The sequence below is a fragment of the Oerskovia sp. NPDC060338 genome (assembly GCF_042726295.1).
Lineage (GTDB): Bacteria > Actinomycetota > Actinomycetes > Actinomycetales > Cellulomonadaceae > Oerskovia > Oerskovia merdavium.
In genome coordinates, this window is record NZ_JBHXCQ010000012.1 from 18,041 (window position 1) to 29,557 (window position 11,517).

Consider the following 11,517-nt stretch of genomic DNA (forward strand, 5'->3'; position numbering starts at 1 on the left):
CTGCCGGCCGCCGACATCGACCCGGCGGAGGTCGCACGGACCACCGACAGCATCGACATGACCCCGAGCCTCATCCTTGTCCTGGCGATCGGCGTCCTGTTCGCGACGGGCGTCTACCTGCTCCTCGAGCGCAGCCTGACGCGCGTGCTCATCGGCTTCATCCTCATCGGCAACGGCGCGAACCTCATGTTCCTCGTCGCCGGAGGGCGGGCCGGAGGAGCGCCGATCATCGGGCAGACCGAGCCGGCCCAGATGAGCGACCCGCTCGTCCAGGCCATGGTCCTGACCGCGATCGTCATCACCCTGGGCCTCACGGCCTTCGTGCTCGCCATGGCCTACCGGTCGTGGCAGCTGCACGGTCACGACGAGGTGCAGGACGACCTCGAGGACCGCCGCGTCGCGCGCCATGCCGCGCGCAACGCCCCGGCGTTCGAGGACAGCGACACCGAGGAGAGCGGAGCAACCCTGGACGACGAGGCCGCCGAGGTCTACGACGAGACCGACGGCGACGGCGACGGGGAGACCGACGCGCGCGACGGGAACCGTCCCGCGCCGGACAAGGCACGCAGACCACGCAGACCCGGCGCCGGAGGAGGTGAGGACCGATGAGCTTCCCCTACAGCTTCGCGACCCTCGTCCCGCTGCCGGTCGTCCTGCCGCTCTTCGCGGCAGGCCTCGCCCTCGCGCTGTGGCGCCACCCGCGCGCCCAGCACATCATCTCGGTCGCCGCGCTGGCCCTGGTGCTGGCCGCGTCGATCGGACTGCTCATCGGCGCCGACAGCGGCCCCATCGTGGTCGACGTCGGGGAGTGGGCGGCGCCCGTCGGCATCGACCTGGTCGCGGACCGGCTCTCGGCGCTCATGCTCACGGTCTCGAGCTTCGTGCTGCTGTGCGTCCTGCTCTACTCGCTGGGGCAGGGCGTGGCCGACGGGCACGACAAGGCGCCCGTCTCGATCTACCACCCGACCTACCTGGTCCTGGCAGCGGGCGTCGCCAACGCGTTCCTGTCGGGCGACCTCTTCAACCTGTACGTGGGCTTCGAGATCCTGCTCGCCGCGTCCTACGTCCTGCTGACGCTGGGCGGGACGGGTGAACGCATCCGCGCGGGGTCCATCTACGTGGTCGTGGCGCTGCTGTCGTCGGTCATCTTCCTCGTGGCGATCGCCCTCACCTACGCCGCCACGGGCACGGTCAACCTGGCGCAGCTCGCCGAGCGGCTCCCCGACGTGGACCCCGGGGTCCGCATGACGCTGCAGCTCCTGCTGCTGCTCGCGTTCGGGATCAAGGCGGCGATCTTCCCGCTCTCGGCCTGGCTCCCCGACTCCTACCCGACCGCGCCCGCCCCGGTCACCGCGGTGTTCGCGGGGTTGCTCACCAAGGTCGGCGTCTACGCGATCATCCGCACCCAGACGCTCCTGTTCCCGGACAACCGGCTCGACACCGTGCTCATGTGGCTCGCGCTGGCGACCATGGTGATCGGGATCCTGGGCGCCGTGGCGCAGAACGACATCAAACGTCTGCTGTCGTTCACCCTGGTCAGCCACATCGGGTACATGATCTTCGGCATCGCGATGGCCTCGGAGGCCGGGATGGCGGCGTCGATCTTCTACGTCGTGCACCACATCACCGTCCAGACGACGCTGTTCCTCGTCGTCGGGCTCATCGAGCGGCGGGGCGGGTCCACGTCGCTCGACAAGCTGGGCGGCCTCGCGAAGATCGCGCCGGGGCTCGCGATCCTGTTCTTCGTCCCCGCGATGAACCTCGCGGGCATCCCGCCGTTGTCGGGCTTCCTCGGCAAGGTCGGTCTGCTCCAGGAAGGCGTCGCCCAGGGCACGCCGCTCACGTGGGCGCTCGTGGTGGGCAGCGTCGTGACCTCGCTCCTGACGCTCTACGCGATCGTCAAGGCCTGGAACAAGGCGTTCTGGCAGACGGCCCCGGTCGAGCTCCCGTCGACGGGCACCCCGCGCGGCATGGTCGGGCCCACGACGGCGCTCGTCGCGTTCGGTCTGGCCCTCACGTTCGCCGCGGGCCCGCTCTACTCGTACGCCGAGAGGGCGGCGGGGAACCTCATGCAGCCCTCGACGTACGTCGACGCCGTCTTCCCGGACGACTCGGGGCGTGGACAGGGAGTGTCGAGCGACCTCGTCGAAGAGGAGCAGCAGCAGGGAGGTGAGGACTCATGAGCCTGCACCGCAGGAGAGGACCGCTCGCGGGCGGCTGGTTCGGCCGCCTCACCGCGCAGTGGCGCACCGTCCTCTGGCTGACCGTCGTCTGGGTCATGCTCTGGGGCGACCTGTCGTGGGGCAACGTCATCGCGGGCGTCATCATCGCGAGCCTGCTCATCACCTTCATGCCGCTGCCGTCGATCGCGACGAGCGGGACCGTCCGGCCCTGGCCCCTGCTCGTGCTGATGTCCCGGTTCGTCGCCGACCTCGTGGTCGCCTCGTTCCAGGTGAGCATGCAGGCCTTCCGGTTCCGCCACACCCCGCACGGGGCAGTGGTGGGGGTCAGGCTCCGCAACCCCTCGGACATCTACATGACCATCACGGCCGAGCTCAGCTCGCTCGTGCCCGGCTCGCTCGTCATCGAGGCGCACCGGCTCACGGGCATGCTCTACCTGCACGTGCTCGACCTCGACGCCGCGGGCGGCGCGGACAAGGTGCGTCAGGACACGCTCGACCTCGAGGCGCGCGTGCTGCGCGCGTTCGCGTCCAACGAGGAGCTCCAGTCCGCGGGGCTGTACCACCTCCCGGGCGAGGCGCCCGTGCCCGCGGGAGCGGCGCCGTCGGGCACCTCGACCACGGCGGGCTCCGGGGAGCGCCGAGCCGACCGACGCACCGACCGACGGGAGGGGAAGCGATGATCGTCGTCGTCCTGATCTGCGCAGTGCTCCTCGCCTCCGCCGCGACGCTCGCCGTCGTCCGGGCCGAGAAGGGCCCGTCGATGCTCGACCGCACCATCGCGCTCGACGTCTTCACGACCACGCTCGTCGGGACCATCGCGCTCGAGGCCGCCTGGTCCCGGCGCACCGAGACCATCCCGATCCTCGTCGTGCTCTCGCTCGTGGGCTTCGTCGGGTCCGTGACCATCGCGCGCTTCGCGTCCGTCGAGCCCGAGGGCGAGCGGCGCATCAAGACCCGCGAGGAGATCGCGGCCGAGGAGGCCGAGCGGCTCGCTGCCGAGGACGACGAGCGGGGCATGGCGGCCGACCCCGAGCACGGCGCGGAGCACGAGCCCGACGACCCCGCGGAGGCAGATGCCGCCGCGGCCCCCGAGGTCGACGGCACGACCGGACCCGAGGAGGCACGCTCATGAGCTGGACCGTGGTGGCCGACGTCGTGGCGGCGATCTTCCTCCTGTGCGGGGCCTTCCTGGCGTTCGCCGCGGGCGTGGGCGTCGTGCGGTTCCCGGACCTGCTCGCGCGCATGCACGCCGCGACCAAGCCCCAGGTCCTGGGCCTGATCCTGGTCCTCATCGCGCTCGCGCTGCGGCTGCGCAGCTGGTCGGCCGTGGGCATGCTCGTGCTCGTCGTGATCTTCCAGCTCATGACGTCGCCCGTCGCCGCGCACATGGTCGGTCGCGCGGGCTACCGGACAGGGAAGGTTCGCCCGGACCTTCTGGTGCTCGACGACCTCACGGCCGACCAGCAGGCCGCCGACCGCGAGAAGGACGAGGCCGACCGGGACGCGGCCCGGACCGCGACGGAGCCGCCCGCCGAGGGGGACGCGAACGCTCCCCGGGGGTGACGCGTCGGCCCGCCGCGGGCGACGCGTCCCCGCGCGCTGCTCGGGGTCCGGTGATAGACCCGCTACATGACCTCGTCGACCCAGCCGCCCTCGTCGTCCCCCGTCGCCGACAGTCCCCGCGTCGTCAAGACCGAGGAGCACGCCGAGAGCGCACTCACGGTGATCGTCGCGTTCGGCGCGAACCTGCTCATCGCGGTGGCCAAGTCGGGGGCTGCGGTCATCACGGGCTCGGCGTCGATGGTCGCCGAGGCAGTGCACTCGTGGGCCGACACGGGCAACGAGGTGTTCCTGCTCCTCGCGAACAAGCGCTCGCGCAAGCCTGCGGACCACGACCACCCGCTGGGGTTCGGGCGGGAGGCGTACGTGTGGTCGATGTTCGCGGCGCTCGGGCTGTTCGCCGTGGGCGCGGGAGTCTCGATCACGCACGGCATCCAGGAGCTCGTCCACCCGGAACCGGCCGACGACTTCGGGGTCGCGTACGCGGTCCTGGCGCTCGCGTTCGTGCTCGAGGGGACGTCGTTCCTCCAGGCGAACCGTCAGGCGCGCAAGGAGGCGAAGGCGGCCGAGCGCGACCTGCTCCAGCACGTCCTGGTCACGTCCGACCCGACGCTGCGGGCCGTGTTCGCCGAGGACGCCGCGGCGCTCATGGGGCTCGTCGTGGCGTTCGTCGGCATCTTCCTCCACCAGGTCACGGGGTCACCGATCCCGGACGCGATCGGCTCGATCGTCGTCGGGCTGATCCTCGGGGTCATCTCGTGGATCCTCATCGACCGCAACCGGCGCTTCCTCGTGGGGGAGCCTGCGGGGGCCGCGACGCGCGACGCGGCTCTGCGCGAGCTGCTCGCCGACCCCGAGGTCGAACGGGTGACCTACCTGCGTCTCGAGTACGTGGGTCCGCGCTCGCTCTACCTGGTCGCGAGCGTCGACCTCGTGGGTGACGCCGACGAGCACGTGGTCGCCGAGCGCATCGACGCGCTCGAGCGTCGTGCGACCGCGGCCCCGGTGATCGCCGGGGCCGTCATCTCGGTGTCCCCGGCGAGCGAGCGGTCGTTGGTGCCGTCGGACGAGCCGAGCTAGCGCGCGAGGCGCGCAGCGCGCCTCGTCAGGCGGGCAGCCGCGCGTCGAGCCAGCCGAGCACCTCGTCGAGGAACGCGCTGCGCGCGGGCTCGGGGGACAGGACCAGGTCGTGCGCGCCGCCCTCGATCTCCACGAGCGTCACGTCGTCGCCGAGCCCGGGGGCGCGGTCCTTGATGTGCTGGACGTCCAGGACGCTGTCCGTCGTGATGACCTCGGGGTGCCAGCCCTTGTTCGGTCCGGACCGCGTCGAGGTCAGGACGAGCACGGGGCACTCGATGTGCAGACCGCGCGCGACCTGCGCGTGCCCGCGACGGATCTCGCGCAGCCAGCCGGCCCGGACGGGGAAGCCCTCGTGGGGCTTCCAGCCGAGCTCGTAGTCCCACTCGCCCCCGGTCCCGGTGTGCAACGCCTGCCCGTAGGCGTCGTCGAGCGACCCGACCTTCAGGCGAGGGGCGAAGCGCCCGACGACGTCGATCACCCGGGTCGAGACCACACGGTCGAACCAGCTCGAGTTGAGGTCGAACCACGGGCTGTTGAGGACGAGGGCGGCGACCTTTCCCGGCCGTGCGTTGGCCCACAGGCTCGTGACGAGGCCGCCCGTCGAGTGCCCCACGACGACGAGCTCGTCGTGCCCCTCGGCCCGGATCGTGGCGGCCGCGGCGTCGAGGTCCTGGGCGTAGACGCTCAGGTCGTCGACCATGTTGGGGTCCTTGCCCGCCTCGGTCCAGTGCGCGAGCGAGCGGCCGTAGCCCCGCAGGTCGATCGCGTAGAACGCGTAGCCGTGGTCCTCGAACGCGTCCCCGAGATGGGCCTGGAAGAAGTAGTCGACGAACCCGTGGACGTACAGCACGGCCCGACGGCGTCGCTCACCTCCCGCGGGGGGCGTCGCCTTGCGGACGAGCGTCGCGGTGTCGCCGTCGGGGAGGTCGAGCGTGCGGGCGACCCACTCGGGGCCGAGGACGTCCTGGTGCCAGCCGTTCGTCATGGTGCAGCCCTTCGCCCGCGTACTCGGGCGGTATCGCGGTGCCGCCATTGTGCCCCCCGCGGGGGGGCCTGTCAGGACGAGCGGGACCTCGAGGTCCCGCTCGTCCCGGCACGGCCGGGTGGTCACCGCGCCGTCGCCCGCGGAGCCGTGTCAGGGCGCCCGTCCTGGCGCGCGGGCGAGGACCGCCGATCAGGCGGGAGGTGCAGGGCTCGCGGGAGGAGCGGGCGGGCCGGCGGGGGCCGGGGGCGCCGCCGCCGGGGCCGGGCGCAGGTCCTCGCGCAGGCGCGTGGTCTCGTCGAGCTCGGAGTCGTCGGCCTGCTCGGTCCCGGGCTCGGTGACCTCTGCCGTCCAGGTCTGCACGGGCTGCGGAGGGGCGGCCGGAGGCGCGTGCTGCGCGGGCGCGGCGGGAACCTGCGGAGCGGGTGCGTGCGGCGGGGCGAACTGCTGTCCGGCAGCCGGCGCCGGAGGTGCCGGCGGGGTCTGCTGGGGTGCGTACTGGTCGACCGGGACGGCCTGGGCCCCGGCCTCGACCGCGTGCGGAGGTTGCGGCGGATACGGCGGCTGACCCGTGAGCGCGGGCTGCCCGGGGTACGCCGGCTGGGCCGGGTATGCCGACTGCCCAGGGTACGGAGGCTGGGCCGGGTGTCCCTCGGGGGCGCCGTACCCGTACGGCTGGGCTGCGGGTGCCTTGCGGGGACGCAGGAGCAGCCAGGTGACGAGCCCGATGACGACGAGCCCGAGGAGCACGATCACCACGATCGCGACGAGGGTGATGTTCACAGGGCACCCCCGGCGGTCGGGTCGGAGGGGCGCGGGGCCATCGGGCGGGCCGGTGCCGTCGTGCGGTCGCCACGGTCGGGTGCGAAGGTGGCAGAAGGTTCGAGCCGTCGTGTAGTCACGCCCCCAGCATCCCGTGGATCACGGGACGAGAAAAGGGGAACCACCCGTTGGGACGGCAGCCGTCGTGCCCGGCTGCCGACATGACGGACAGGCTTGAGTGGAATAGGCTCAAGTTTGGTCGCGTTGATCCAGGTAGACCCAGACCCCAGAAGTACCGGAGACCCCATGGACACCAAGTTCACCACCATGTCCCAGCAGGCCATCGGCGAGGCGATCCAGACCGCCTCGGCCGCGGGCAACCCCCAGCTCGAACCCGTCCACCTGCTCGCCGCGCTGCTCACGCAGGAGGGGGGCGTCGCCGTCGGGCTCCTCGACGCCGTGGGTGCGAACGCCCAGGCCATCGGCCAGAAGGTGCGCGCGGCGCTCGTCGCGCTGCCCACCGCGAGCGGCTCGGCGGTCGCGCAGCCGACGGCGTCGCGAGCGACGTCGACCGCCCTCGACCTGGCCTCGAAGGAGGCCCAGGGCATGGGGGACGAGTACGTCTCGACCGAGCACCTGCTCATCGGCATCGCCGCAGGTTCCTCGCCCGCCGCGCAGATCCTCACGGACGCCGGGGCGAGCGCGGACGCGCTGCGCTCGGCCCTGCCCGCGGTCCGCGGCTCGGGCCGCGTCACCAGCCCCAACCCCGAGGGCACCTACAAGGCCCTCGAGCAGTACGGCCAGGACCTCACCGCTGCCGCAGCCGAGGGCAAGCTCGACCCCGTGATCGGGCGTGACTCGGAGATCCGCCGCGTCGTGCAGGTGCTGTCGCGGCGCACCAAGAACAACCCTGTCCTGATCGGTGAGCCCGGTGTCGGCAAGACGGCCGTCGTCGAGGGTCTCGCCCAGCGCATCGTCGCGGGCGACGTCCCCGACTCGCTCAAGGGCAAGAAGCTCATCTCGCTCGACCTCGCGGCCATGGTCGCGGGAGCCAAGTACCGCGGTGAGTTCGAGGAGCGGCTCAAGGCCGTCCTGGAGGAGATCAAGTCCTCCGACGGCGAGGTCGTGACCTTCATCGACGAGCTCCACACCGTGGTCGGTGCGGGGGCCGGCGGCGAGGGCGCCATGGACGCGGGCAACATGCTCAAGCCCATGCTCGCGCGCGGCGAGCTGCGCCTGGTCGGCGCCACGACCCTCGACGAGTACCGCGAGCACATCGAGAAGGACCCGGCCCTCGAGCGCCGCTTCCAGCAGGTCTTCGTGGGCGAGCCCTCGGTCGAGGACACGGTCGCGATCCTGCGCGGGCTCAAGGAGCGCTACGAGGCGCACCACAAGGTGACGATCGCCGACTCGGCGCTCGTGGCCGCCGCCGCGCTCTCCGACCGCTACATCACGGGCCGCCAGCTCCCCGACAAGGCGATCGACCTGGTCGACGAGGCCGCGTCGCGCCTGCGCATGGAGCTCGACTCCTCGCCCGTCGAGATCGACGAGCTCCAGCGGGCCGTCACGCGCCTCGAGATGGAGGAGGTCGTGCTCTCCGAGTCCGACGACCCCGCGTCGCGCGAACGCCTCGAGAAGCTGCGCGCCGACCTGGCCGACCGCCGCGAGGAGCTGTCCGCGCTGACCGCACGCTGGGACGCCGAGAAGGCGGGCCACAACCGCGTCGGTGACCTGCGCGCCAAGCTCGACGAGCTGCGCGTCCAGGTCGAGCGGGCCATCCGCGAGGGCGACCTCGAGACCGCGGGTCGCATCCAGTACGGCGAGATCCCGCAGCTCCAGGAGCAGCTCCAGGCCGCCGAGCAGGAGGAGGCGTCGATCGACAGCGACGAGGCCGCCACGGCACCGCAGGCGCCGATGATCGCCGACAAGGTCGGCGCGGACGAGATCGCCGAGGTCGTGTCCGCGTGGACCGGCATCCCGGCGGGCCGCATGCTCCAGGGCGAGTCCGAGAAGCTCCTCCACATGGAGGACGTGATCGGCAAGCGCCTGATCGGGCAGAAGGCCGCGGTGGCCGCGGTGTCGGACGCCGTACGACGTTCGCGCGCGGGAGTGGCGGACCCCGACCGCCCCACGGGCTCGTTCCTGTTCCTCGGGCCCACGGGCGTCGGCAAGACCGAGCTCGCGAAGGCGCTCGCGGACTTCCTGTTCGACGACGAGCGAGCCATGGTGCGCATCGACATGTCGGAGTACAGCGAGAAGCACAGCGTCTCGCGCCTGGTCGGCGCCCCTCCGGGCTACGTCGGCTACGAGGAGGGCGGCCAGCTCACCGAGGCCGTGCGGCGCAGGCCGTACTCGGTCGTGCTGCTCGACGAGGTCGAGAAGGCGCACCCGGAGGTCTTCGACATCCTGCTCCAGGTCCTCGACGACGGCCGGTTGACCGACGGCCAGGGCCGCACGGTCGACTTCCGCAACGTCATCCTGGTGCTCACGTCGAACCTGGGCTCGCAGTTCCTCGTGGACCCGCTGCTCGACGACGCGGCCAAGCGCGAGGGCGTCATGTCGGCCGTGCGGGCGAGCTTCAAGCCCGAGTTCATCAACCGGCTCGACGACGTCGTGATCTTCGACGCGCTCAACCTCGACGAGCTGGGACGGATCGTGGACATCGCGGTCGACCGGCTCGGCGAGCGGCTCGCGGACCGTCGCCTGACGCTCGAGGTCACGGCCGGAGCGCGCGAGTGGCTAGCGCTCGAAGGATTCGACCCCGCGTACGGGGCGCGCCCGCTGCGCCGTCTGGTGCAGCGCGAGATCGGCGACCGCCTCGCGCGCAAGCTGCTCGCGGGCGAGATCGCGGACGGCGACACGATCGTCGTCGAGCGTTCGCAGGCCGAGGGCGAGGGGCTCGAGCTGAGCGTCCGGCAGTGACGCACCGGTGAGGCGCGCGTCGTCGGGCGGGGGACCTGCCTGCCCGACGACGGCGCTCACCCCGTGCGCGGAAGGCCCGGTCCCGGAGGGGGCCGGGCCTTCGCGCGTCCCCGGACAGACTGCTGGGCGACGGGCCGGACGCTCGGGTGGTCGGTCTCTCAGCGGCTGCGGCCCGCGGTCATCAGGGGGAGGCACACGGTGTCGACCATGTCGACGAGGGCGGCGTCGTCGATGTGTCCCTGGAAGAGCAGCTCGTGGCGGACGAGGACGAGGGGGATCTGCAGGACGCGTGGCGGCAGGGGCTCTGGCCCGATCTCGCCGCGTCGGCGCGCGGCGTCGATCGCCGCGCCCAGGATCTCCTGCGCGGAGGCGGTGGCCACCTGGTCGAGGTGCGGGAGGAAGTCCTCGTCGACCTCGGCCATGAGTCCGCGCAGGGTGCCCAGCCCGATCCGCTCGAACCGGACCACGAACGCGCGGCCGAGGGCGAGCAGGTCCTCGCGGAGGCTCCCGGTGGTCTGTGTCGGCAGGTCGGCCGGTGCGTGGCGGATCCAGGCGTCGACCACCATGAGCGCACGCGAGGGGTAGCGGCGGTAGATCACGGGCTTGGACGTCCGTGCTCTGCGGGCGACGCCTTCGAACGTCAGGCCGGCGTAGCCGCGCTCGGCGAGCTCCTCGCGGACGGCCTCGCGGATCGCCTCGTCGAGCTCCTCGCCACCCCTGCGCGCCGGAGGCGCCGCGGTGGGCGCCTTGGCGGACTCTGCCACCGCGTCCTCCTGAGTACGTTGCGTTTCTTCGGTCGTGAGCCTACCGTAGGTGCAAGATACGGTACGTATCGTGTGCTGAAAAAGGAGTGGGCTCATGCCGCGTTGGATCAGGCCGTTCGTGGTCCTGCTGGTCGCCCTGGGGGCGGGTGCCCTGCTGATGGCACCCATGGTGTCGATGGAACCCCGGGACCTGCCGGTCGCGGTCGTCGACCTCGACGAGGGGATCGAGACCGCCGCGGGGCAGGTGAACGCCGGCAGGCAGGTGGCGGCGGCCGTCCAGGAGAACGACGGCGACGGGATGATCGAGTGGGTCTCCCTGAGCTCGCAGACGGAGCTCGACGCGGCCCTCGCGGACGGCGACGTCTACGCGGCGCTCGTGATCCCGGCGGACTTCACCGCGTCGCAGGCCGCGGCGCAGCAGGGGGCGGGCGAGGTGAGTGCGCTGCGGCTCGTGATCAACGAGGGCAAGAACCCCATGGTGACCAGTCAGCTGTCGGGCTCTCTGGCCGCGCTGGCCCCGGGGGCCGAGGTGCCGGTGCAGACCGAGTACTACGACGAGGTGCCCGAGTCGCTGGGCATGCTCGCCAGCTTCCTGCCCATGGTCTTCATGATCCTGACCTACATCTCGTCCTACGCGACCGGCATCGTCATCCGTGCGACGTTCCCTCTGGCGAGCACCGGTCGAGGGCGGACGGTGCTCGTGCAGCTCGGGCTGGCGGCCGCGGCCGCAGCCGTCGTCGGGGTGGCTGCGTCGTGGGTCCTGTCGACCATGGCCCCCGCGGCGGGTCTGCCGGTCGGCGACTCGGCGGTCTTCCTCGCGATCTCGTCGTTCGCCCTCATGACGCTCGTGATCGGGTCGGTGAACTGGCTCGGCACGGCAGGGATGGTCGTGCCGGTCGCGATGCTGGTGCTGGGCATGGGGACCGCCGACCTGCCGTACGAGTTCCTGCCCGCCTTCTGGCAGGACTTCGTCCACCCGTGGAACCCCTTGAGGTTCCTCGCGGACGGTGGGCGGGCCCTGCTGTTCCAGGGCGCCGGGTGGTGGAACGCGGCCACGCCGGGCATGGTGATCACGGCCGTCGTCGGCGCTGTCCTCGTCGGGACGTCGGTGCTGACCCGTCGCGGTCGCGTCCGGGAGACCTCGCCCGACCTGGCCGGGGTCGCGCCGTCCGAGCACGCCCTGAGCGGGAGCGGCGGCCGATGAGCCAGGTCGTGATCGAGCCCAGCAGGCGGGACAAGAGCTCCGGCCGGGCACGGACCTGAG

At 72.1% G+C, this 11,517-nt stretch carries 11 protein-coding genes; 8 read left to right on the forward strand and 3 right to left on the reverse strand.

Going from position 1 to position 11,517, the window contains the following annotated elements; all coding sequences use genetic code 11:
- Positions 1 to 57 precede the first annotated feature (57 nt).
- From ACFWGN_RS15240 to ACFWGN_RS15265, 6 genes are all read left to right on the forward strand, one after another.
- Positions 58 to 609, forward strand: a complete 552-nt coding sequence (locus ACFWGN_RS15240) for a Na(+)/H(+) antiporter subunit C (protein ID WP_377618152.1) — start codon at positions 58 to 60, stop codon at positions 607 to 609.
- On the forward strand, positions 606 to 2,183 hold the full coding sequence (locus ACFWGN_RS15245; protein WP_377617922.1) for a Na+/H+ antiporter subunit D: 1,578 nt from the start codon (positions 606 to 608) through the stop codon (positions 2,181 to 2,183). Before ACFWGN_RS15240 ends, ACFWGN_RS15245 begins: the two co-directional genes overlap by 4 nt.
- Positions 2,180 to 2,863, forward strand: coding sequence for a Na+/H+ antiporter subunit E (locus ACFWGN_RS15250; protein ID WP_377617923.1), 684 nt, complete (start codon positions 2,180 to 2,182; stop codon positions 2,861 to 2,863). Before ACFWGN_RS15245 ends, ACFWGN_RS15250 begins: the two co-directional genes overlap by 4 nt.
- On the forward strand, positions 2,860 to 3,315 hold the full coding sequence (locus tag ACFWGN_RS15255) for a monovalent cation/H+ antiporter complex subunit F (RefSeq protein ID WP_377617925.1): 456 nt from the start codon (positions 2,860 to 2,862) through the stop codon (positions 3,313 to 3,315). Before ACFWGN_RS15250 ends, ACFWGN_RS15255 begins: the two co-directional genes overlap by 4 nt.
- Positions 3,312 to 3,746 carry a monovalent cation/H(+) antiporter subunit G gene (mnhG, locus tag ACFWGN_RS15260; protein WP_377617927.1) on the forward strand — a complete coding sequence of 145 codons (435 nt, stop codon included), beginning with the start codon at positions 3,312 to 3,314 and terminating at the stop codon, positions 3,744 to 3,746. Before ACFWGN_RS15255 ends, mnhG begins: the two co-directional genes overlap by 4 nt.
- 66 nt (positions 3,747 to 3,812) lie before the next feature.
- Complete coding sequence (locus ACFWGN_RS15265; RefSeq protein ID WP_377617928.1) at positions 3,813 to 4,823, forward strand: cation diffusion facilitator family transporter; 1,011 nt, start codon at positions 3,813 to 3,815, stop codon at positions 4,821 to 4,823.
- A gap of 25 nt (positions 4,824 to 4,848) precedes the next feature.
- Here ACFWGN_RS15265 and ACFWGN_RS15270 read toward each other — a convergent pair whose 3' ends face one another.
- Together ACFWGN_RS15270 and ACFWGN_RS15275 are read right to left on the reverse strand one after the other, a co-directional pair.
- Entirely contained in the window at positions 4,849 to 5,808 is a 960-nt protein-coding gene (locus ACFWGN_RS15270) for an alpha/beta hydrolase (protein ID WP_377617930.1), read from the reverse strand.
- Positions 5,809 to 5,997: 189 nt separating this feature from the next.
- On the reverse strand, positions 5,998 to 6,588 hold the full coding sequence (locus ACFWGN_RS15275) for a hypothetical protein (RefSeq protein WP_377617932.1): 591 nt from the start codon (positions 6,586 to 6,588) through the stop codon (positions 5,998 to 6,000).
- A gap of 285 nt (positions 6,589 to 6,873) precedes the next feature.
- Between ACFWGN_RS15275 and clpB the strand changes: the two genes are divergently transcribed.
- A complete protein-coding gene (clpB, locus tag ACFWGN_RS15280; RefSeq protein ID WP_377617934.1) occupies positions 6,874 to 9,489 on the forward strand; it encodes an ATP-dependent chaperone ClpB in 2,616 nt (871 codons plus the stop codon).
- Positions 9,490 to 9,647: 158 nt separating this feature from the next.
- Here clpB and ACFWGN_RS15285 read toward each other — a convergent pair whose 3' ends face one another.
- Positions 9,648 to 10,253 (reverse strand): TetR/AcrR family transcriptional regulator, encoded by a 606-nt coding sequence (locus ACFWGN_RS15285; protein WP_377617936.1) that lies wholly within the window; start codon positions 10,251 to 10,253, stop codon positions 9,648 to 9,650.
- A gap of 94 nt (positions 10,254 to 10,347) precedes the next feature.
- On the opposite strand from ACFWGN_RS15285, the gene ACFWGN_RS15290 reads away from it, so the two are divergent.
- Entirely contained in the window at positions 10,348 to 11,457 is a 1,110-nt protein-coding gene (locus ACFWGN_RS15290; protein ID WP_377617938.1) for a YhgE/Pip domain-containing protein, read from the forward strand.
- Positions 11,458 to 11,517: the final 60 nt, after the last annotated feature.